This window comes from Marinobacterium alkalitolerans, assembly GCF_017776525.1.
Lineage (GTDB): Bacteria > Pseudomonadota > Gammaproteobacteria > Pseudomonadales > Balneatricaceae > Marinobacterium > Marinobacterium alkalitolerans.
On the sequence record NZ_JACVEW010000008.1, the window covers coordinates 92,811 to 113,451 of the forward strand.

At 57.6% G+C, this 20,641-nt stretch carries 20 protein-coding genes; 9 read left to right on the forward strand and 11 right to left on the reverse strand.

Annotated elements, in window-relative coordinates:
- Positions 1 to 2 precede the first annotated feature (2 nt).
- Positions 3 to 782: a putative metalloprotease CJM1_0395 family protein gene (locus H9C73_RS06925; RefSeq protein ID WP_209287080.1), complete on the forward strand. Its 780-nt coding sequence runs from the start codon at positions 3 to 5 to the stop codon at positions 780 to 782.
- Here H9C73_RS06925 and H9C73_RS06930 read toward each other — a convergent pair.
- The 3 genes from H9C73_RS06930 to xseA are packed head-to-tail and all read right to left on the reverse strand — an operon-like array spanning position 766 to position 3,618.
- The gene (locus H9C73_RS06930) at positions 766 to 1,539 is read right to left on the reverse strand and encodes an alpha/beta fold hydrolase (protein ID WP_209287081.1); all 774 of its coding nucleotides are present in this window, start codon (positions 1,537 to 1,539) and stop codon (positions 766 to 768) included. The two genes, H9C73_RS06925 and H9C73_RS06930, sit on opposite strands and share 17 nt — an antisense overlap.
- 47 nt (positions 1,540 to 1,586) lie before the next feature.
- Positions 1,587 to 2,213: an FKBP-type peptidyl-prolyl cis-trans isomerase gene (locus H9C73_RS06935; RefSeq protein ID WP_209287082.1), complete on the reverse strand. Its 627-nt coding sequence runs from the start codon at positions 2,211 to 2,213 to the stop codon at positions 1,587 to 1,589.
- Between the two features lie 58 nt (positions 2,214 to 2,271).
- Entirely contained in the window at positions 2,272 to 3,618 is a 1,347-nt protein-coding gene (xseA, locus tag H9C73_RS06940; RefSeq protein WP_209287083.1) for an exodeoxyribonuclease VII large subunit, read from the reverse strand.
- A gap of 121 nt (positions 3,619 to 3,739) precedes the next feature.
- Here xseA and guaB point away from each other — a divergent pair, with 121 nt between their 5' ends.
- From guaB to tadA, 3 genes are all read left to right on the forward strand, one after another.
- Complete coding sequence (gene guaB, locus H9C73_RS06945) at positions 3,740 to 5,209, forward strand: IMP dehydrogenase (protein WP_209287084.1); 1,470 nt, start codon at positions 3,740 to 3,742, stop codon at positions 5,207 to 5,209.
- Positions 5,210 to 5,305: 96 nt separating this feature from the next.
- Positions 5,306 to 6,886, forward strand: coding sequence for a glutamine-hydrolyzing GMP synthase (guaA, locus tag H9C73_RS06950; protein WP_209287085.1), 1,581 nt, complete (start codon positions 5,306 to 5,308; stop codon positions 6,884 to 6,886).
- A gap of 71 nt (positions 6,887 to 6,957) precedes the next feature.
- Complete coding sequence (gene tadA, locus H9C73_RS06955; RefSeq protein ID WP_209287086.1) at positions 6,958 to 7,452, forward strand: tRNA adenosine(34) deaminase TadA; 495 nt, start codon at positions 6,958 to 6,960, stop codon at positions 7,450 to 7,452.
- Here the strand turns inward: tadA and mltF are convergent.
- Complete coding sequence (gene mltF, locus H9C73_RS06960; protein ID WP_209287087.1) at positions 7,447 to 8,952, reverse strand: membrane-bound lytic murein transglycosylase MltF; 1,506 nt, start codon at positions 8,950 to 8,952, stop codon at positions 7,447 to 7,449. The genes tadA and mltF overlap by 6 nt on opposite strands.
- A gap of 107 nt (positions 8,953 to 9,059) precedes the next feature.
- Between mltF and purL the strand changes: the two genes are divergently transcribed.
- On the forward strand, positions 9,060 to 12,962 hold the full coding sequence (gene purL, locus H9C73_RS06965; protein WP_209287088.1) for a phosphoribosylformylglycinamidine synthase: 3,903 nt from the start codon (positions 9,060 to 9,062) through the stop codon (positions 12,960 to 12,962).
- Positions 12,963 to 13,038: 76 nt separating this feature from the next.
- On the opposite strand, the gene H9C73_RS06970 is transcribed toward purL, so the two are convergent.
- The 4 genes from H9C73_RS06970 to H9C73_RS06985 form a co-directional block, all read right to left on the reverse strand.
- Positions 13,039 to 13,473: a DsrE family protein gene (locus H9C73_RS06970; protein WP_209287089.1), complete on the reverse strand. Its 435-nt coding sequence runs from the start codon at positions 13,471 to 13,473 to the stop codon at positions 13,039 to 13,041.
- 71 nt (positions 13,474 to 13,544) lie between these two features.
- Complete coding sequence (locus H9C73_RS06975; RefSeq protein WP_209287090.1) at positions 13,545 to 14,138, reverse strand: OmpA family protein; 594 nt, start codon at positions 14,136 to 14,138, stop codon at positions 13,545 to 13,547.
- Between the two features lie 153 nt (positions 14,139 to 14,291).
- The gene (locus H9C73_RS06980; protein ID WP_209287091.1) at positions 14,292 to 14,591 is read right to left on the reverse strand and encodes a YciI family protein; all 300 of its coding nucleotides are present in this window, start codon (positions 14,589 to 14,591) and stop codon (positions 14,292 to 14,294) included.
- Between the two features lie 2 nt (positions 14,592 to 14,593).
- Positions 14,594 to 15,145 (reverse strand): septation protein A, encoded by a 552-nt coding sequence (locus tag H9C73_RS06985; protein ID WP_209287092.1) that lies wholly within the window; start codon positions 15,143 to 15,145, stop codon positions 14,594 to 14,596.
- 98 nt (positions 15,146 to 15,243) lie between these two features.
- Between H9C73_RS06985 and H9C73_RS06990 the strand changes: the two genes are divergently transcribed.
- The 4 genes from H9C73_RS06990 to rluB all read left to right on the forward strand — a co-directional run bounded on the left by H9C73_RS06990 (position 15,244) and on the right by rluB (position 18,220).
- Positions 15,244 to 16,053, forward strand: coding sequence for a PHP domain-containing protein (locus H9C73_RS06990; protein WP_236014127.1), 810 nt, complete (start codon positions 15,244 to 15,246; stop codon positions 16,051 to 16,053).
- Between the two features lie 40 nt (positions 16,054 to 16,093).
- Positions 16,094 to 16,714: an L-threonylcarbamoyladenylate synthase gene (locus tag H9C73_RS06995; RefSeq protein WP_209287120.1), complete on the forward strand. Its 621-nt coding sequence runs from the start codon at positions 16,094 to 16,096 to the stop codon at positions 16,712 to 16,714.
- A gap of 75 nt (positions 16,715 to 16,789) precedes the next feature.
- Positions 16,790 to 17,188: an H-NS histone family protein gene (locus tag H9C73_RS07000; protein WP_209287094.1), complete on the forward strand. Its 399-nt coding sequence runs from the start codon at positions 16,790 to 16,792 to the stop codon at positions 17,186 to 17,188.
- Positions 17,189 to 17,293: 105 nt separating this feature from the next.
- Positions 17,294 to 18,220 (forward strand): 23S rRNA pseudouridine(2605) synthase RluB, encoded by a 927-nt coding sequence (rluB, locus tag H9C73_RS07005; RefSeq protein ID WP_209287095.1) that lies wholly within the window; start codon positions 17,294 to 17,296, stop codon positions 18,218 to 18,220.
- Between the two features lie 57 nt (positions 18,221 to 18,277).
- Here the strand turns inward: rluB and H9C73_RS07010 are convergent, their stop codons facing one another.
- Genes H9C73_RS07010 through ubiG form a run of 3 tightly spaced genes read right to left on the reverse strand, consistent with a single transcriptional unit; the run spans position 18,278 to position 20,459 of the window.
- Positions 18,278 to 19,033 carry a YciK family oxidoreductase gene (locus H9C73_RS07010; protein ID WP_209287096.1) on the reverse strand — a complete coding sequence of 252 codons (756 nt, stop codon included), beginning with the start codon at positions 19,031 to 19,033 and terminating at the stop codon, positions 18,278 to 18,280.
- Between the two features lie 42 nt (positions 19,034 to 19,075).
- Positions 19,076 to 19,738, reverse strand: coding sequence for an HAD family hydrolase (locus tag H9C73_RS07015; RefSeq protein WP_209287097.1), 663 nt, complete (start codon positions 19,736 to 19,738; stop codon positions 19,076 to 19,078).
- Between the two features lie 4 nt (positions 19,739 to 19,742).
- On the reverse strand, positions 19,743 to 20,459 hold the full coding sequence (gene ubiG, locus H9C73_RS07020) for a bifunctional 2-polyprenyl-6-hydroxyphenol methylase/3-demethylubiquinol 3-O-methyltransferase UbiG (RefSeq protein WP_209287098.1): 717 nt from the start codon (positions 20,457 to 20,459) through the stop codon (positions 19,743 to 19,745).
- Positions 20,460 to 20,641 lie beyond the last annotated feature (182 nt).

A 20,641-nucleotide genomic window follows, 5' to 3' on the forward strand; every position in this document is an offset into this window, starting at 1 on the left:
CAATGAGTACGCCTCTGATCTCCACAACCGTGAGGCCCGTCGGGTACGTTGGGTACTCGGCTGTTGGCAGCACAGGCGGCTCCACACCTGTTGGTTCGTCCTCTGAGCAGGAGTCAGCTCAGAGGGCTTCCTCCCCCTACGTCTCATCAGAGCAGGCTTCCACTGCATCTCAGTCAGGCCGTGATCGAGGTCTAACCAAGGCCGAGGTGCTGGAGCAACAGCGTGTCATTGACTCTCTTCAGGCACGTGATCGTGAAGTCCGCCAGCATGAGCGCGCCCACCAGGCGGCGGGTGCGGGGCTGGCTGGGCCCGCTTCCTACACCTTCCAGAAAGGGCCGGACGGCCGTATGTACGCCATTGGCGGAGAAGTGGGTATTGATACTTCCCCTGTGGCGGGCGACCCGCGCGCGACGCTCGAAAAGGCTCAGACCATTATTCGTGCCGCCATGGCGCCAGCCGAACCCTCGCCTCAGGATTATCGTGTAGCGGCCAGTGCCCGTGCCATGGCCGCCGAGGCGCGGGCTGAGATGCAAAAGCTGGCAGAAGAAAAAGCGGCTGAAGAAACCTCCGGTGAAGAGGAGGGGGCTGACGAGGCTTCAGGTGCTCGTGAAGCTCAGGCGAACAGCGACCGCGCCTCCCCGCCCGGCTCCGAGGGCACGGGCGCTCGTGAGGCGTCTTCCACTTCATCCCGTGAGCTGGGTGCTGTTGAGCAGCGCCTGATCAAAAGCGGCGCCTACAGTCAGTTGTACCCGCCCGGTACGCTGTTCAGTCAGCAGGCGTGAAAAAAGTCTCGACCAGTTTGGTAAAGGCGGCCGGTTTTTCCACATGGGGCAAATGCCCTGCACCCGCAATAATCTTGAATTTTGCCTGTGGAAAAAGTGTTTCAATCGGGCGCTGATGCTCGGGCTTCAGGTAGTCCGACTCCCCTCCTTTGATAAACAGGGTGGGTCCACCGTAGTGTGTATTGGCTGAATCAGGCGCTGCACTGATATCAGAATAGTCTTCCGCCAGCGTGTCCAGATTCATGCGCCAGGCAAACTGTCTGGCATCATTGCGATACAGGTTTTTCAGAAGAAACGCCCGCGTAGGCTCGGAGTCGACGTACCGGGCCAGCACCTGATCGGCTTCGCGCCTGCTTTTCAGGGTGGTCAGGGGAATGGCTTTCAGCCCCTGGATCACATCGTCGTGGTGAGGTGGATAATGCACCGGTGCAATGTCGACAACCACCAGCTTTTCAACCCGCTCCGGATGATCCAGCGCGAACTGCATGGCGACCTTGCCGCCCATGGAGTGCCCCATGAGCAGGACTCTGTCCAGTTCCAGGCTATCCAGTAATGCCTTCAGATCGGCGCTCATGTCGGCATAGGTCATGCCTGGAGAGTGCGGGGAGCGCCCGTGGTTGCGCAGATCAACGGCGATCACATCAAACCGTTCGCTCAAGGCTCTGGCCTGCAGGCCCCAGTTTTCAAGGCTGCCAAAGAGGCCGTGCAGGATCACCAGCGGTTTGCCCTGGCCCAGGCGTTGGAAATGCAGTTTCATCCATCTGTCCCCGAACTGAAACGGGGTGCATCAGCACCCCGGTAAAATCACAGAATATCGAGCAGCTCGACATCAAAGACCAGTGTTGAGTAGGGCGGGATGCCGCCCGGGGAGCCCTGAGCTCCATACGCCAGCTGGTACGGAACGTAGAGGCGCCATTTGGCTCCCTTGGTCATCAGCTGCAGCGCTTCGGTCCAGCCGGCGATCACGCCGCCCACCGGAAACTCGGCCGGCTGGCCGCGCTCGTAGGAACTGTCGAACACCTTGCCGTCGATGAAAGTACCGTGATAGTGGGTACGCACTTTGCTTTGAGCAGTCGGCTTGTCGCCGTCCTCTTCACCTGCAGTGATCACTTCATACTGCAGGCCGGATTCCAGAGTGATGACGCCATCACGTTTGGCATTCTCGTTCAGGAACTGCTCGCCAGCGGCGGCGGCTTCCTTGGCTTTGGCTTCCTGCTCGGCGCGCAGGCGCTCGGTAATTTCCTGGAAGGCAGCCTGAATCTGCTCAGCGGGGACGCGCAGCCCTTCACCTTCAAAGGCATCACGCAGACCCTGGGTAACGGCGTTGATGTCGACACCGTCGAAGGTGCCCTGAGCCAGCTGATCGCCCATCTGGCGGCCGATGCCATAGCTGGCACGCTGTTCAACGGTTTCAAATGTCGCTTCTGACATGAGTATGACCTGTTTGGCGGTTAAAAGAGGCGGATCTTAACACAGCCACCTGTCGGGTTCAGTCCTCTGTCTGTTCGACCCTGCTGGTAACCTGCCCATGGTGCAGGCGGGTAATCAGCCGATCGCCGGGCTGAACCTGGCTGGCAGAGGTAATAGCCTGGCCCTTGTCGTCCTGAACAATGGCATAGCCTCGCTCAAGTGTCGCCAGTGGGCTGACTCCGTGCAGTTGGCGCATCTGTGCGCTGAGTTGCTCCTGCTTGTGCTTGATCAGCCGCTGTACTGCCGTTTGCAGGCGTTGCTGAAGCGGCATCAGCAGCAGGCGATTTCGGGCCAGCAGGCGATCCGGACTGCTGCGCTCCAGTCGATGCTCCAGCTGCTCAATCCGTTGCCGGTGCAGTTGCAGTTTGGCCCTGAGGGCACGCTGCAGTCTCAACTCAAGCTGGTCCAGACGCTGGGACTGCTCGCGCAGGCGCTCACCCGGGTGCCGCAGGCGCTGGCGCAAGTGGTGAAGATGTGTGCGCTGCTGCTGCAACTGGCGGTGAATCTGGCGCTGCATGCGCTGCGAGAACATTTCCAGCTGGCGCAACTGGATGCTGCGGTCCGGGCTGACCAGCTCGGCAGCGGCAGACGGGGTCGGTGCCCGCAGGTCGGCCACCAGGTCACTGATCGAAATATCCACCTCGTGGCCCACCGCAGACACAATCGGAATGTGCGAGGCTGCAATGGCGCGAGCCACGCGCTCTTCATTGAACGGCCAGAGGTCTTCCAGTGAACCGCCCCCACGGCCCACAATCAGGACGTCGCAGCGCTGGTCACGGTTCGCCAGCTCTATGGCTTGTACGATCTGACTTGCGGCTTCTGTCCCCTGCACGGCCGTCGGGTACAGCGCCACTGGCAGCGAGGGGCAGCGGCGCTCCAGTACCTGAAGGATATCGTGTATGGCGGCACCGGAGGGTGAGGTGATCACACCCAGGTGTCTGACTTGCGGCGGGATTGTACGTTTGCGGGCCTGGTCGAACAGGCCTTCTGCGGCCAGCTTATGCTTGAGCTGCTCAAAGGCCGCCTGCAGACGTCCGGTACCACTTTCCTTCATCTGCTCACAGATCAGTTGAAAGTCGCCTCGGCCTTCATACAGGCTGACCTTGGCAAGGACTGTTACCAGATCGCCTTCCTTGGGCCGAAAACCGACACGCAGGTTTCGCCCCTTGAACATGGCGCAGCGAACCTGAGCCCGCTCGTCTTTGAGGGTGAAATACCAGTGGCCGGAAGAGGGGCGTGCCAGGTTGCTGATCTCTCCTTCTACCTGAACGGTCATGAAGGAGTTTTCCAGCAGCGCCTTGACCTCTCGGTTGAGCTGACTCACGCTGAGCGCAGCAGTGCGTTTCGTGGGGTATGCAGGATTCATGTGCGCATCATAAACCAGCCGGCACCGGGCCGCATCAATAAGTGCATTTGCATTGCATGCTGGTCATTTTTCGGGCATAATTTCCTGTTTAATTTTTCACAGAAATACGGGCTGGTTCAGTATGTTGCGAATCGTTGAAGAAGCGCTCACCTTTGATGATGTTTTGCTGGTTCCGGGATACTCCGAAGTACTCCCGAAGGACGTTTCACTGAAGACCCGCCTGACCAAGGGTATTGAGCTGAATATTCCGCTGGTCTCGGCGGCGATGGATACCGTTACCGAATCGCGTCTGGCGATCGCCATGGCGCAGGAAGGGGGTATCGGGATTGTCCACAAAAATCTCACCATCGAGCAGCAGGCGGAAGAAGTTCGCCGTGTTAAGAAGTACGAGTCTGGCGTTGTTGTCGACCCGGTTACTTGTAGCTCCGATACGCCTGTTCGTGAAATCATCGAACTGTCACGCAAGCTGAGTTTCTCCGGTTTCCCGGTGGTCGATAATGGCGAGCTGGTGGGTATCGTGACCAGCCGTGACGTTCGCTTCGAGAACGATCTCGAAGCCACTGTTTCCACGATCATGACGCCGAAAGACAAGCTGGTCACCGCCAAAGAGGGTGAAGATCCCGAGGTGATCCGCGAACTGCTGCGCAAGCACCGCATCGAAAAAATCCTGCTGGTGGATGACAACTTCTCCCTGCGCGGCATGATGACCGTAAAAGACATGAACAAGGCCCAGGCTTTCCCGAACGCGGCGAAAGACAGCCAGGGTCGCCTTATCGTCGGCGCTGCCGTCGGTACCGGCCCGGAAACGCCGCAGCGTGTCGAAGCGCTGGTTGGCGCGGGTGTTGACCTGATTGTTGTCGATACCGCTCATGGTCACTCCAAAGGGGTGGTTGAGCGTGTTCGCTGGGTGAAAGAGAACTTCCCGCAGGTTCAGGTTGTCGGTGGCAACATCGCAACGGCTGAGGCAGCAGTTGCGCTGGCAGAGGCCGGCGCCGATGGCGTCAAGGTCGGCATTGGCCCGGGCTCCATCTGTACGACACGTATCGTTGCAGGTGTGGGCGTGCCTCAGGTGTCAGCTGTTGCCAATGTGGCGGCGGCACTGCGTGAGCACGGTGTTCCCCTGATTGCCGATGGCGGTATTCGCTTCTCTGGTGATTTCTCCAAGGCCATTGCGGCCGGTGCGGCTGCCGTCATGGTTGGTTCCATGCTGGCCGGTACTGACGAAGCGCCGGGCGAAGTCGAACTGTTCCAGGGCCGTGCGTTCAAGTCCTACCGCGGCATGGGTTCTCTGGGAGCCATGTCGGGCCTGACCGGCTCTTCTGACCGCTACTTCCAGGATGCCAAAGACGGTGCCGAAAAGCTGGTGCCGGAAGGCATTGAAGGACGTGTGCCCTGTAAGGGCCCGATGGCGGGTGTGGTACATCAGTTGATGGGTGGTCTGCGGGCCTCCATGGGTTATACCGGCTGCGCAACCGTGGAAGAGATGCGCAACAAGCCGAAATTTGTACGCATTACCAATGCCGGCATCACTGAAAGCCATGTGCACGATGTCAGCATTACCAAGGAAGCGCCCAACTATCGTGTGGGCTGATCGTTTTCAACACTAACCTGACAAGTGGGGCGCAGCATGCTGCCCCACTTTTTGTTTGAGCCGTTCTGCGGCCAGCATTCGGTGGAGTCACTGAGTATGAGCAAAGACATTCACGCGCAACGCATCCTGATTCTGGACTTCGGGTCCCAGTACACCCAGCTGATCGCACGACGTGTGCGCGAGATCGGTGTTTACTGTGAGATTCACGCCTTCGACATGGATGAAGCGGCGATTCGTGAATTTGATCCCAAGGGTATCATTCTGGCGGGCGGACCCGAGTCCGTGACCGAGCTTGATTCACCGCGCGCGCCCGAGTGTGTGTTCAACCTGGGCTTGCCGGTGCTGGGGATTTGCTACGGCATGCAAACCATGGCTGAACAGCTGGGTGGCAAGGTTGCCAGCTCTGACAAGCGTGAGTTCGGTTACGCGCGCGTGCGCCTGGCAGACAGCCCCAGTCGTCTGCTGGAAGGTATTGAAGATCACATCGCCAACAACGGTTCACTGTCGCTGGATGTCTGGATGAGCCACGGTGACAAGGTCACCGAGCTGCCGGAAGGTTTCCACGTGATCGCGTCCACCGATTCGGCACCCGTATCGGCCATGTGTGATCCCAAGCGCAACCTCTACGGTGTTCAGTTCCACCCGGAAGTGACCCACACCAAGCAGGGTCTGCGCATCCTTGAGCGTTTCGTGCGTGAGATCTGTGATACCGATGCGCTCTGGACAGCTGCCAACATCATTCAGGATCTGGTTGAGAAGGTTCAGCAGCAGGTCGGTGACGAAAAGGTCCTGCTGGGGCTTTCCGGCGGTGTCGACTCCTCGGTCGTGGCAGCGCTGCTGCACAAGGCCATTGGTGACAAGCTGACCTGTGTGTTTGTGGATAACGGTCTGCTGCGCAAGGGTGAAGGCGAGCAGGTGATGGACATGTTTGCCCGCAACATGGGGGTCAACGTGATCCGTGCCAATGCTGAAGATCAGTTCCTGAGCCGCCTTGAAGGGGTTAATGATCCGGAAGACAAGCGCAAGATTATCGGCAATACCTTTATCGAAGTATTCGACGATGAATCAGAAAAGCTGAAGGATTGCCGCTTCCTGGCACAGGGCACCATCTACCCGGACGTGATCGAATCAGCCGCCGCCAAGACCGGCAAGGCGCACGTGATCAAGTCCCACCACAATGTGGGTGGCCTGCCGGAAGATATGAAGTTCGATCTGGTTGAGCCGCTGCGTGAGCTGTTCAAGGATGAAGTTCGCAAGATCGGTCTGGAACTGGGCCTGCCGTACGATATGGTGTACCGCCATCCGTTCCCGGGGCCGGGTCTGGGTGTGCGTATTCTGGGTGAAGTGAAGAAGGAATATGCGGACATCCTGCGTGAGGCTGACGCAATCTTCATCGAAGAACTGCACAAGGCTGACTGGTATCACAAGACCAGCCAGGCATTTGCGGTCTTCCTGCCGGTTAAGTCAGTTGGTGTTGTGGGTGATGGCCGTCGCTACGAGTACGTGATTGCACTGCGTGCCGTGGAAACGATCGACTTCATGACCGCGCGCTGGGCGCACCTGCCGTATGAGCTGCTGGAAACCGTATCCAGCCGTATCATCAACGAGGTGGATAAGGTCTCGCGTGTCACTTACGACGTTTCCAGCAAGCCGCCGGCGACCATCGAGTGGGAATGATCCCGCGGGCATGAGCCGATAATGGATTGAACAAAGCCCGCCTGTGCGGGCTTTTTTGTGAGCACATGAAGATGAGTGATCAGGAGTCCAAAGACCAGGTGTTCATGCGTCAGGCGCTGGCGCTGGCAGAGCGCGCGGCTGAAGCGGGGGAGGTGCCCGTGGGGGCGCTGGTTGTGCTGGACGGTCAGGTTGTCGGGGAGGGGTGGAACCATCCGATCAGTGGCCATGACCCCACGGCCCATGCCGAGATCATGGCGCTGCGGGATGCGGCGGCGCGGGTCGGGAACTATCGCCTGCCGGGAGCGGAGCTGTATGTCACCATTGAACCCTGCACCATGTGTGCCGGTGCGATTGTGCATGCCCGCATCGGGCGCGTTGTGTTTGGCGCCACCGAGCCCAAGGCCGGTGCAGTGGTCAGCAATGCCCATACCTTTGACCAGAGCTGGCTGAATCACTGGCCGGATTATCAGGGCGGGGTACTGGCGGATGAGTGCAGTGCCCGCATCAGTGCCTTCTTTCGCGCCCGCCGTGAAGCCAGACGGCGGGAAAAAATGTCGGGTTCATAGCGGGCCGGGCAGATTCGAAAGCGGCAGCAGGTTCTCGGTGTCCGGTTCTGGTGCAGGCTCGGGGGCCTGCTCGGCCACCTGAATATCGGACTCCAGTGTGAATTCGCCGTCAGTGGCGGTCTCCACTTCCCAGCGCATCAGCTCCATATATTTGCGGATATTGCTCACATAGGTCACGGGCTCATGACCGCGGGCAAAGCCGTAACGGGTCTTGGGGTAATGCTTGGGGTCGCTCAGGCGAGGCAGAAACTCGCGTACATGTTTCCACTTGTCCGGATTCTTGCCTGCCTTTTGCGTCAGGATACGGGCATCCTCAAGGTGGCCAAAGCCCACATTGTAGCCAGCCAGTGCAAACCAGGTGTGGTCAGGCTCGGGAATACGGTCGGGTATCTTTTTCTTCACAATGACCAGATAGCGTGCGCCGCCCAGAATACTCTGTTTAGGATCGGTTCGGTCCTCTACACCCACCTCTTCGGCGGCCGCATTGGTCAGCATCATGACGCCTCTGACACCGGTCGGTGAGACGGCATCCGGGTTCCAGTGCGATTCCTGGTAGGCGATGGCGGAAAGCAGCAGCCAGTTGATGCCGGTTTCCTCTTCAGCCTGGCGGAACCAGGGGTAGAGAGGCAGGAAGCGCTGTTCCAGATCTTCCCGGAAAGAGACGGTATCAAAAAAGTTCAGCGGGTTCGTGCGTGAAAAATAACGCTCCTCAAGCTCTGCTACGAGTGCCTGGGTGTCTTCCTGTTTGAACCATTGGTACAGGGCTGCCTTGAGTGTGCCGTCGTGATGGCGGTTCAGCATCCAGGCGATCGGCTGGGGCGGGCTTAGCTCAAAGGCGGCCTTGAGCCCGGGGTAAAAGGTCTTGTGGGCATCAAATACCGTAGAGTCCAGAATGGTGAAGTCCAGGCTGCCCTCATGCACCTGATCCAGCAGGTCGGTAACCGCGTCGTCTTCGCTGACGGTCCAGGACAGTTCAGGGTGTTCGCGTTTGAGGTCTTTCAACAGATCTTCGTAGCTGGACCGCTTGAGCACGCTGATGGAGCGGCCATAGAGGTCTGCCACGCTTTCTGGAGCAGGATTGCCACGGCGAACCCGGTACACCAGTACGGGAGCGCTGCTTCGGTAGGCCGGTGAGAAGTCGAAGCGGGACTGGCGCTTGTCGGTGACCGTCAGGCTGGCCGCAACCAGATGCGCATCACGCTCCTGCAGGACACGAAAAAGTCCGGAAAAGCGCTCGGGGATCACCAGGTCCAGCCGAACGCCAAGGTGCTCTGCAAAGGCTTTGGCCAGTTCATACTCGAAACCGGCAGGCTCGTTCTTGCGAATATAGTAGGTGAGCGGCGAGTTGGTTGTGGCGACGCGGAGCACACCCTTCTGTTTGATGGCTTCAAGTTGCGTGGGAGTATTCAGACTGATCAGAGCCAGCACGAACGTGATCCCGACCAGAACGGCCAGGTAGATCAGCTCTCGAAGGTGTGGTGCGCTCTGCAACTTAAACATGGGCCGGTCTATTCTGTATCTCGATGGTTTGATCGGGTAAAATCACCCCTTCGTTAACGCTCTCCAACGCCTGACTCGCAGGTAGAACCAAGAGGCTCGATATCAACATGCTCGTACTGCGTGGAGCTCCCGCTCTTTCGTCTTTTCGTCATGCCAAACTGCTGTCCCAGATTCAGTCAACCGTACCGGTTGTCAGCGGACTATACGCAGAATTTGTTCATTTTGCAGATCTGAAGCGTGATCTGAAAGACCAGGAGACTCAGGTTCTTGATCGTATCCTGCGTTACGGCCCCAAGGCCAGCGCGGGTGAGCCGGTTGGGCAGCTGTTCCTGATCGTGCCGCGTCCCGGTACGATTTCACCCTGGTCCAGCAAGGCAACCGACATCGCACACAACTGTGGTCTGGATGCCATTGAGCGCCTGGAACGTGGTCTCGCCTACTATGTGCAAAGTGAACAGCCACTTACGGCCGAGCAGCAGGAACAGATCGCTGCGCGCCTGCATGACCGCATGGTTGAAGCGGTCATGGCTGAACTGGATCAGGCGGAAGCGCTGTTCCGTCACGAGCAGCCGCGCCCGATGACCCAGGTGGGTATTCTGGACGGTGGCCGCGAAGCACTGGTTCAGGCCAACATGGATCTGGGGCTGGCGCTGGCAGAAGATGAGATCGATTATCTGGTCGAAAGTTTCAAAGGGCTGGGGCGCAACCCGAACGATGTCGAGCTGATGATGTTCGCCCAGGCCAACTCCGAGCACTGCCGCCACAAGATTTTCAATGCGAGCTGGGATATCGATGGTGTGCGCCAGGAGCACTCCCTCTTTGCCATGATCCGCAACACCTACAATCAGGGTGGCGAGAACGTATTGTCGGCCTATAAGGACAATGCATCCGTGATTGTCGGCAGCAAGGCGGGCCGTTTTTACCCGAACCCGGCAACCGGTCAGTACGGCTACAATCAGGAAGCGATCCATATCCTGATGAAAGTGGAAACGCATAACCACCCGACCGCGATTGCGCCTTTCTCGGGTGCGGCGACAGGCTCCGGTGGCGAAATTCGTGACGAAGGCGCAACCGGCCGCGGTTCCAAGCCCAAGGCAGGCCTGACCGGCTTTACCGTCTCTGATCTGCATATTCCGAGCTTTGAGCAGCCCTGGGAGTCCGGCTACGGCAAGCCGGAGCGTATTGCGTCTGCGCTGGATATCATGATTGAAGGCCCGATCGGTGGCGCCGCATTCAACAACGAATTCGGTCGTCCCAACCTGACCGGTTACTTCCGTACTTTCGAGCAGAAGGTACCGGGTGCCAACGGTGATGAAGTACGCGGCTACCACAAGCCGATCATGATCGCCGGTGGTCTGGGCAACATCCGTGAAGATCATGTGGAGAAGGGCGAAATTACCGTTGGGGCCAAGCTGATCTGTCTGGGTGGCCCGGCGATGCTGATTGGCCTGGGTGGCGGTGCCGCTTCTTCCATGTCCTCCGGCAGCTCTTCTGCCGATCTCGATTTTGCCTCCGTTCAGCGTGGCAACCCGGAGATCGAGCGCCGCTGTCAGGAAGTGATCGACCGCTGCTGGCAGCTGGGTGATGACAACCCGATCGCGTTCATCCACGACGTGGGTGCCGGTGGTCTGTCCAACGCCTTCCCCGAGCTGGTGAAGGATGGCGGCCGTGGCGGCAACTTCGAGCTGCGTAACGTCAACAACGACGAGCCGGGCATGTCACCGCTGGAAATCTGGTGTAACGAAGCCCAGGAACGTTACGTACTGGCAGTGAAGCCGGAAGATCTGGCGCGATTTGAAGCGATCTGTGAACGTGAGCGCTGCCCGTTCGCGGTGGTGGGTGAAGCGACTGAAGAGCACCACCTGACACTGGGCGATACCCATTTTGAGAACAAGCCGGTCGACCTGCCGATGAGTGTGCTGTTTGGCAAGCCGCCGAAAATGCATCGCACCGTTGAGCGCAAGGCCTACGAAGTACCGGAGTTTGATACCACCAGCATCGAGCTGGCCGATGCGGCTGAGCGAGTGCTCAAGCTGCCGGCGGTGGCATCCAAGTCTTTCCTGATCACCATCGGTGACCGTTCCATCACCGGTCAGGTAGCGCGTGACCAGATGGTCGGTCCCTGGCAGGTACCGGTCGCAGACTGTGCGGTCACGACGGCTTCCTTCGACACCTATGCCGGTGAAGCCATGGCGATGGGTGAGCGTACGCCGCTGGCACTGATCGACTCTCCGGCATCCGGTCGCATGGCCATTGGTGAAACCATTACCAACCTGGCGGCGGCGCGTATCGACCAGCTGTCCGACATCAAACTGTCTGCCAACTGGATGTGTGCCGCGGGCCATGCCGGTGAAGACGAGAAGCTCTACGACACCGTCAAGGCCGTGGGTATGGAGCTGTGTCCGGAGCTGGGCATTACCATTCCGGTTGGCAAGGACTCCATGTCCATGCGCACTGTCTGGGATGACAACGGTGAGCAGAAGAGTGTTACTGCGCCGATGTCACTGATCATCTCCGGTTTCGCGCCGGTACTGGATGCGCGCAAGACACTGACCCCGCAGCTGCGCACCGACAAGGGTGAAGCCGACCTGATCCTGCTGGATCTGGGTAACGGCCAGAACCGCATGGGGCTGTCTGCGCTGGCGCAGGTCTACAACGAAGTGGGGCAGAACGTACCGGATGTGGATAATGCCGAGCTGCTGGCCAACTTCTTCGCTGCCGTTCAGGAACTGAACGAGCAGGGCCTGATCCTGGCGTATCATGACCGTGCTGATGGTGGTCTGCTGGCAACCATTGCCGAGATGGGCTTCGCCGGTCGTACAGGTGTTGATCTGAACCTGGACCTGCTGGCGGAAGATACCTCCGAGCTGGCTGCGGCGCTGTTCAATGAAGAGCTGGGTGCCGTAATCCAGATCCGCCGCGAGGATATGGAAACCGTTCTGAACGAGTTGAACGCGGCAGGACTGGGTGAAGTGGCCAAGGTGATCGGTACGCTGAATCCGGATCTGCAGCTGAACTGCTTCTATGATGACGAAGAAGTCTACAGCGCGGACCTGATTCATCTGCAGCGCTGGTGGGCTGAAACCTCCTATCGTATTCAGGCGCTGCGTGACAATTCCGAGTGTGCGCAGCAGGAGTTTGACCGCCTGCTGGATCGCGAAGATCCGGGCTTGAACGTGAGCCTGAGCTTTGACCAGAATGAAGATGTTGCGGCTGAGCTGATTGCATCCGGTGTACGTCCGAAAGTCGCGATCCTGCGTGAGCAGGGCGTTAACGGTCAGGTGGAGATGGCGGCCGCGTTCGACCGTGCCGGCTTTGACGCGATCGACGTGCACATGAGCGATATCCTGTCCGGCCGCACCACACTGGATCAGTTCCGTGGCCTGGTGGCTTGCGGCGGCTTCTCCTACGGTGATGTGCTGGGCGCCGGTGAAGGCTGGGCCAAATCGATCCTGTTCAACAGTGTTGCGCGTGAGCAGTTCTCCGCCTTCTTTGAACGTGAAGATACTTTCGCGCTGGGCGTGTGTAACGGCTGTCAGATGCTCTCCAACCTGCATGAGCTGATTCCGGGCGCGGACCTGTGGCCGCACTTCGTGCGCAACCAGTCCGAGCAGTTCGAAGCGCGTGTCGCAATGGTGGAAGTCGAAGAGAGCCCGTCCATCTTCCTGCAGGGTATGGCCGGTTCCCGTATGCCGATCGCCGTGGCACATGGTGAAGGGCGTGCCGAGTTTGAAGACGATGCCCAGCTGCGCATGCTGAATGAGTCCGGTACGGTATCACTGCGCTATGTGGATAACCGTGGCGATGCAACGACAGTGTACCCGGCCAACCCGAATGGATCGCCCCTGGGTATTACGGGTCTGACGACACCGGATGGCCGTGTCACCATCATGATGCCGCACCCGGAACGTGTTTTCCGCGGGGTTCAGAACTCCTGGGCACCGGATGACTGGTCAGAAGACGGTGCCTGGATGCGCATGTTCCGCAACGCACGTGTGTGGGTGGGTTGATAGGGTTTCTTCCGCTCACAAAAAAAACGGCAGCTTCGGCTGCCGTTTCTTATGCGTGAGACTTCAGGCGGATGGCTCAGGGTCTGACGTAACTGAAACCCTGCTGCTGAAGTCTGACAATTTCAGGCAGGCCTGCCTGTACCACATCCGCTTCGGATACGTCGTACAGATCTTCTCGCCCGATATGATAGCCGTCCAGCGTATTGCCGCAGATAATGAAGCGTACGCCGCTGAGGCGAAGGGTATCGAGCGTGATCTGTTTGGTGCTGTCAATTTTGGCCGAAACGAAGTACTCAATTGCAGGGCCATGGATAACGGCACGCAAATCGACTCGATCTTCGCCAACGGCCTGAAGGTGGTTGGTGATATTGGTCAGGGTCGCGTTGATGCGGGCGGTATCCCCGTAATTGATATGGTAAACCACTTTCTGTTCGGCATAAGTGTCTGCCGTTGCAACGGCAGGCGTGACGCTGAGCAGGAGTGTCAGCGCCAGATAGAGGGCTTTCAGCATAAAGCATCTCCTGTGTGTAGGTGCATAAAAAAAGCCGGCGCAGGGCCGGCTTTTTTCGGAGCGATAAACGTTTACTTCTGCATGCGCTTTTGGCCCATGATTTCAACGTCTACGCGACGATCAGGACGCAGACATGCAATCAGTTCAGCGCCACGGCCGGTGCAGTTGGCAACCGGTGCAGATTCGCCCATGAAGCCGATGGACATTTTGCTGGCATCAACGCCTGCCTGTTCCAGCTTGGCAGCCACTGCACGAGCACGGCGCTCAGACAGTTTTTCGTTGTATTCAGCAGAGCCGATGAAGTCAGCGTAGCCGACCAGCTTAACGCTGTTCAGGCTTGCCAGAGAACCGATGTAGTTCACGATGTTGCTGACGTTACCGACTTCGGTGCTGTCAAAATCGAAGTACAGCGCGAACTTCTTCTCAACGTCGGCCATGGTTGCAACCGGAGCGGGTTCCGGAGCAGGCTCTTCTGCCTTGGCCATTACGTTGTCACAGCCCTCAACCGCCATTTCCGGGGTCCAGGAGCTGGTGTGCCAGCATTCACCAAAGCTGGTGCGCCAGATGGTTTCGTTGGAGCTTACGGCGTAACCCGGAAGGTGAGCCTGAGCAGCAGAAGCGCCCAGGGCCATTGCCAGTCCAGCAGCGATTGCAATCTTTTTCATCGTCATATCCTTGTGCCAGGTGGATGTTCAGATCTGTGAACAATATTAGTACATTAAAGCGCTTTATGCCTTAACGCCAGCCAAACATCACACGTAAGTATCACACCCAGGATCAACCGTGAAATGTCAAAGCTAACTGACAGACATCTTAGCTCAGGGCAAGACTTTTTTATATGGTTTTACGGTCACTTTCTGATAAACGCCCGCATTAATATAAGGATCCGCATCGGCCCAGGCTTTTGCCTCATCCAGTGACGCAAATTCAGCGATCACCAGGCTGCCGGTAAAGCCGGCCGGGCCCGGGTCTTCGCTGTCTATCGCCGGGTGAGGGCCAGCAACCAGCAGTCGCCCCTGTTCCTTCAAGGCTTCAAGGCGAGCCAGGTGCTCGGGCCGTGTTTCAAGGCGTTGTTCGAGAGTACCGGGGCGGTCTTCCGCCATGATTGCATAATACATATTCAGTCTTTCCCGTTGTCGGTTTGTTCAGGCGCGTGACGAGAAATATAAATCCCCTGCGCCAGAATGAACACCAGGGTGCATCCCAGCATGCCAAACAGCTTGAAATTCACCCAGGCTTCTTCACTCATGGTGTAGACGACAATCAGGTTGAGAATGCCCATTGCCGTGAAAAAACCGACCCACCCCATATTGAGGCGTTTCCAAACCAGTGATGGCAGTTCGATCGCCTGACCCATGAGACGTTCGACAATCGTTTTTTTACCAATGAACTGACTGATCAAAAAGGCGGCCGCAAACAGGATATTAACCACAGTGGGCTTCCATTGAATAAAGGCCTTGTTATCAAACAGCACCGTGGCGCCACCCAAAACGATGACAAGGCCGAGGGTGACCAGCTGCATTTTTTCGATTTTGTGAGTGGTAAACCAGGTGTAGGCCATTTGTGCCAGCGTGGCAGGAATCAGCACGGCTGTTGCGAGAATGATGTCGCCACTGAATTTATATACGGCAAAGAATATAATGACAGGAAGAAAATCGAGTAGTAGTTTCATCGGCCTGCTAATCTGAAATTGAAAATGAATACCGAGGTGCAACCCCTATCGTGATCGCCGACCTCCCCGCAGCAGATCTCCCCCGTTTCGATCTGCATATGCATAGTACCGCATCCGATGGCGCGCTGTCGCCGCAGGAGCTGGTTGAACTGGCCAGTGAAAATGGCGTGAAACTGCTGGCACTGACAGACCATGACACCCTTTCGGGTCTTGATGAAGCGGCTGCGACCGCCCGTCAGTGTGGCATTCGCTTTGTTCCGGGCGTTGAGCTGACCTGCCGCTGGAATACGCGTGTCATTCATCTGTTGGGGTTGGGGATAGATCCTGCGCATGAGGGGTGGAAGGGCTACATCGAAAACCTTGAAGGGCTGCGTCAGGCGCGGGCCGAAAAAATAGCCAAACGCTTGGTGGCCAAAAAGCTGCCTGAAGATCTGCTGGCGCGTGCGCAGGCTCTTGCCGGATCGGGACAGATTGGTCGGCCCCATTTTGCACGAGCGCTGATTGAAGCCGGCATTGTCAGCACTGAAAGTGAAGCCTTTGATCGCTATCTGGGGCAGGGTAAACCCGGCGATGTGAAGGCCGAATGGCCGGATATGCATGAGGCTATTGAGCAGGTAAAGGCCAGTGGCGGTTTCGCCCTGCTGGCTCACCCGACCAAATATAACCTGACGTTTTCCAGACTGCGTATTCTCGTCAAGGAATTGGGCAATGCGGGCGCAGACGGGTTTGAAGTGGCCTATCCGGGCGTGAGTCAGGAACAGATCAGGTTATTGATGCGCATGGCTGATCAGCACGATATGTATGTCTCGGCCGGCAGTGATTTTCATACGCCTGCAAACCGCTGGACACATTTGGGGCGGTTTCCACAGGTTGATACGCCGCGTCAGCTCGCGCGAGTTCTGGTGTGAGGGCGTGGTGATGAATGATTTTGAGAGTACAGGAGGCCTTATGAGCCAGTTTTTTCAGGTACATCCGGAAAATCCGCAGAAGCGGTTGATTCAGCAGGCCGTGGATATTATTCGTCAAGGTGGGGTTGTAATATACCCGACCGATTGTGGCTATGCGCTTGGCTGTCATTTGGGTGATAAAAAAGCCGTTGATCGCATCAAGCGTATTCGTCAGCTGGATGACAAGCATAACTTCACTCTGGTGTGTGACGACCTTTCGTCCATTGGGACCTACGCCAAGGTCGATAACCAGATGTTCAGGCTTTTGAAAGCCCACACTCCGGGGGCTTATACCTTTATTCTGCCTGCCACGACTGAAGTACCGCGCCGGCTGTTGCACCCCAAGCGTCGAACCATCGGGATACGGGTGCCAAATAACAATATTGTGGCGGAACTTTTATCCTGCCTGGGCGAGCCCATTATGAGCACTTCCCTCATTATGCCGGGCGATGAGTTGCCCATGACGGATCCGTATGAAATGCGGGACCTTTTGCAGCACCAGGTCGATTTGATTATTGATGGCGGTTATTGCGGCATGGAGCCAACCAGTGTCATTAATATGACCGGTGATATGCCTGAAGTGACCCGTGAAGGTGCCGGCAATACCGAACATTTCAAATAATAATGAACGTGCTGTTGAAAAATAACTTTTTATGTCGATAATTAAATAAAATTTTAACTGAGCACGGGCACGGAAATGACTGAATTTGTTAAAACGCTGACGCGTAAAAACTCGTTACGCAAACACTGTCAGGAAATGACGTTGGCTGAAATCGATAAGGTCATTGCTGATCTGAGCGATATTCGTGCTGAGGTTGAAGAAGCCAAGCGTCGCGAAGAAGAGATCGAACGCGCCAAGCAGGAAAAGGTCGAGCAGATCCAGCGTTTGATGAAAGAGGCCGGTGTTGATCTGGACGAGCTTAAAAAAGGCATCGAGCCTTCAGCGTCTCGCAAAACCGTCAAGGTCAAATATGCCATTACCGATGATGAAGGTAATGAACATACCTGGTCGGGTCGTGGACGTACGCCGGTTGTATTCCGTGAATATATGGACAAGCACGGCATTACAAAAGATCAGTTGCCCACACCGAACTGATCATGCATCATACGATCCAAGAAAGCCTCTTTGGGGAGACCTGAAGGGGCTTTTTTGTTATTGAAGGCCTTTGTAAGGCCGTGAACAGGATATAGAGACGTCAAAATGAGCAATGAAAAGTTACAGAAAGTTTTGGCGCGCTCCGGATTTGGCTCACGTCGTGAGATGGAGCGCTGGATAGAAAGCGGTCGTATCCGTATCAATGATCAGGTTGCCACGCTGGGTGACCGGGTCGGGTCGGACGACCAGGTACTCGTCGATGGCAAGGCTGTTACGTTGATGTTCCCCGAAACGGCTGAACGGCGAGTGCTGATTTATAACAAGCCGCTGGGTGAGGTCTGTACCCGTCACGACCCCGAAGGGCGTCCTACGGTGTTTGATAACCTGCCGCCCCTTAAGCAGGGGCGCTGGGTGGCGATCGGGCGACTCGATATCAATACCACCGGTCTGCTGATATTTACCACTGACGGCGAGCTGGCCAACAGGATGATGCATCCGTCCATGCAGATTGACCGTGAGTATGCGGTGCGAGTGCTGGGGGATGTCGATGAGGCGATGCTGACACGCCTGACAGAAGGTGTGCTGCTGGAAGATGGCATGGCACGCTTTACGGATGTGCAGTACTTCGATGGTGAGGGCGCCAACAAGTGGTATCACTGTGTCGTCATGGAAGGGCGCAACCGAGAAGTGCGCCGTCTGTGGGAGTCTCAGGGGTTGCAGGTAAACCGCCTCAAGCGGGTTCGTTTCGGGCCGGTTTTCCTCCCCAGCGATGTGAAAGTCGGTACCTGGCGTGAGCTGGAACCCAAGGAAGTCGATCTGCTGTCAAAAGAGGTTGACCTTGAGCCCGTTCGCACGCATCGCCCGACTCCGCTTGAGTCCGAGCGTGAAAAGCGGCTGTACAAGCGGCAGAAAGTACGCCAGGAAGTGGTGAAGGGGCAGTCTGATGAGCAGCCTCGCACGGCCGGGCGGGCCAAGCCCAAGGCGCGCTCAGTCGGGCGCCGAAATACCAACCGCCGTGGTCGTCGCGTTTAATACGTGAGCGATGCGTGAATAAAAAAGTGGAGCCCGGGGGCTCCACTTTTTTTGTGCTCAGGCTTTGCCTTCGCCCTGGGCGTCCATGGACTGTCCATTGATTGACTTGCTGTCAGGCCCCATCAGGTAGAGATAAAGCGGCATGATATCGGCCGGCTCCGGGTTTACTTCCGGCGGCTCGGCCGGGTAGGCATAGGCACGCATCTGTGTGCGAGTCGCTCCCGGGTTGATGGCATTAACACGGATATTGGGTGTGTTTTCCAGCTCATCGGCCAGTACTTCCATCATCCCTTCAGTGGCAAACTTGGAGACCGCATAGGCCCCCCAGTAGGCACGTCCCTTGCGACCCACTCCCGACGACGTGAAAACCACCGATGCGTCACTGGACTGGTGCAGCAGCGGCAGCAGTGTCTGTGTCATCAGGAAGGGTGCGTGCACGTTAACACGCATTACCTGATCCCATGTGATGGGGTCGTAGTTTTCCAGTGGCGTGCGCTGCCCCAGCAGGCTGGCGTTATGCAGGACCCCGTCCAGATGCCCGAACTCATCATGCAGCTTGTTGCTGAGTTCGATGTAATCGTGCTCGGAGGCAGAGTCCAGGTTCAGTGGCACGATCGCCGGCTGTGGATAACCGGCCGCTTCTATTTCATCGTACACGGCCTCCAGCTTCTCCAGCGTACGACCCAGAAGCACGACGGTAGCACCGTGCGCGGCAAAGGCGAGTGCTGCTGCCCGGCCGATACCATCACCGGCACCGGTGACCAGAATAATGCGGTCCTGCAGCAGGTCGGTGCGGGCGCTGTATTGAAACATCCTTGACTCCTTCACAACAGTCGATAGGCAGATTACAGAGGGTTATAAAAGGGATTGTAGCAGGGGGTGCAGCGCTTCGGGGTGCTCGCAGATGTGGTCGCTGTGCCAGTCATCACAACGTTCGCCCTCATTGAGGTAGCCCCAGGCGGCGGCAACGGTGATCATTCCGGCGGCGCGCCCGGCTTCAATATCGCGAACATGGTCGCCCACGTAAATGCTTTTGGCGGGTTCCGCTCCCAGTTGCCGGCAGGCCAGAAGCAGTCCTTCCGGGTCGGGCTTGGTTTGTTGTACCTGCTCGGGGCAGATAATGCACGGGCAGTGTCCCCATCCGACTTGCTGTAACAGGGGGCGGGTAAAGCGTTCCGGCTTGTTGGTCACGATGCCCCAGGGGTGCTGGTGACTGTCCAGCCAGTCCAGTAGTGCATTCATGCCCTCAAACGCCCGGCTTTCCGGGTAGTGGGTGCCGGCATATTCATCCAGCAGCTGCTGGTGCAGCTCGGAAAAGCCGGGTGTATCCATGCCGATATTGAATGCATGGCACACCATGGCCCGGGCACCGTTGGACACCTGGGTTCTCAGACTGTCGTAACTGATGGCGGGCTGCCCTGCCTGTTGCAGCATCCGGTTGATGATGCCGTGGAAGTCTCGAGCCGTATCCAGCAGAGTGCCGTCGAGGTCGAACAGAATGGCGGAACGGGCACTCACGTGGTCAGTCTCCCTTGTGGCAGGCGAGCATATAGTTTACGTCCACATCCTCGGGATCCAGTCGGTACGCCCTGGTGAGCGGGTTATAGACCAGCCCGGTCATCTCCGTGATCTCCAGGCCCGCTTCACGGACCCAGCCGCCAAGCTCGGCGGGGCGGATAAATTTATTGAAGTCATGCGTGCCATTGGGTACCAGCTTCAACAGGCGTTCGGCCCCCAGAATCGCAAAGAGGTAGCTCTTCGGGTTGCGGTTCAGAGTCGACAGGAACAGGCGGCCGCCGGGCTTGAGCAGGGCAACGCAGGCGCGAATGACCGACGCCGGATCGGGAACGTGCTCCAGCATTTCCATGCAGGTGATCAGGTCGAAAGAGGCCGGGCATTCTTCGGCCAGGTCTTCAACCGTTATCTGGCGGTAGGTAATCTGAACGCCGCTTTCAAGTCCGTGCAGCTTGGCGACCTTGAGCGGAGCTTCCCCCATGTCGATGCCGGTCACGCTGGCACCGCGCTGAGCCATGGCTTCAGACAGAATGCCGCCGCCGCACCCCACATCCAGTACGGTTTTGCCGGCCAGCCCGCCAATGCGATCAACAAAGTCGACCCTGAGCGGGTTGATGTCGTGCAGCGGTTTGAATTCGCTGTCGCGGTCCCACCAGCGGCTCGCCAGCTCTTCGAATTTGGCAATTTCCGTTGGGTCCAGGTTCAGCCCGCGATCCTGTTTCATGGTCTCAGCCTTTGTTCTTCATAATCGTTGAGCACATTCTACCACTATGGGGAAACGCTCGGAAATCAATGCGATGCTGCAAGGGCGACTTAAAAGGGAAGGGGGGAGCGCTGTTTACATGAGGGTCCGGGCAAGCGTCTCTAATGCGCTCTCTGTCGGCAAGTATGAGCCCCGTCAGCGTC

Coding starts and splice junctions, on each gene's coding strand:
- purL (WP_209287088.1), top strand. CDS start 9,060: ATGCTCGTACTGCGTGGAGCTCCCGCTCTTTCGTCTTTTCGTCATGCC.
- tadA (WP_209287086.1), top strand. CDS start 6,958: ATGAGTGATCAGGAGTCCAAAGACCAGGTGTTCATGCGTCAGGCGCTG.
- H9C73_RS06930 (WP_209287081.1), bottom strand. CDS start 1,539: ATGAAACTGCATTTCCAACGCCTGGGCCAGGGCAAACCGCTGGTGATC.
- guaB (WP_209287084.1), top strand. CDS start 3,740: ATGTTGCGAATCGTTGAAGAAGCGCTCACCTTTGATGATGTTTTGCTG.
- mltF (WP_209287087.1), bottom strand. CDS start 8,952: ATGTTTAAGTTGCAGAGCGCACCACACCTTCGAGAGCTGATCTACCTG.
- H9C73_RS06985 (WP_209287092.1), bottom strand. CDS start 15,145: ATGAAACTACTACTCGATTTTCTTCCTGTCATTATATTCTTTGCCGTA.
- rluB (WP_209287095.1), top strand. CDS start 17,294: ATGAGCAATGAAAAGTTACAGAAAGTTTTGGCGCGCTCCGGATTTGGC.
- xseA (WP_209287083.1), bottom strand. CDS start 3,618: ATGAATCCTGCATACCCCACGAAACGCACTGCTGCGCTCAGCGTGAGT.
- H9C73_RS06935 (WP_209287082.1), bottom strand. CDS start 2,213: ATGTCAGAAGCGACATTTGAAACCGTTGAACAGCGTGCCAGCTATGGC.
- H9C73_RS06925 (WP_209287080.1), top strand. CDS start 3: ATGAGTACGCCTCTGATCTCCACAACCGTGAGGCCCGTCGGGTACGTT.
- H9C73_RS06980 (WP_209287091.1), bottom strand. CDS start 14,591: ATGTATTATGCAATCATGGCGGAAGACCGCCCCGGTACTCTCGAACAA.
- H9C73_RS06975 (WP_209287090.1), bottom strand. CDS start 14,138: ATGAAAAAGATTGCAATCGCTGCTGGACTGGCAATGGCCCTGGGCGCT.
- H9C73_RS06990 (WP_236014127.1), top strand. CDS start 15,244: ATGCATAGTACCGCATCCGATGGCGCGCTGTCGCCGCAGGAGCTGGTT.
- guaA (WP_209287085.1), top strand. CDS start 5,306: ATGAGCAAAGACATTCACGCGCAACGCATCCTGATTCTGGACTTCGGG.
- H9C73_RS07010 (WP_209287096.1), bottom strand. CDS start 19,033: ATGTTTCAATACAGCGCCCGCACCGACCTGCTGCAGGACCGCATTATT.
- H9C73_RS06970 (WP_209287089.1), bottom strand. CDS start 13,473: ATGCTGAAAGCCCTCTATCTGGCGCTGACACTCCTGCTCAGCGTCACG.
- H9C73_RS06995 (WP_209287120.1), top strand. CDS start 16,094: ATGAGCCAGTTTTTTCAGGTACATCCGGAAAATCCGCAGAAGCGGTTG.
- ubiG (WP_209287098.1), bottom strand. CDS start 20,459: ATGAAACAGGATCGCGGGCTGAACCTGGACCCAACGGAAATTGCCAAA.
- H9C73_RS07000 (WP_209287094.1), top strand. CDS start 16,790: ATGACTGAATTTGTTAAAACGCTGACGCGTAAAAACTCGTTACGCAAA.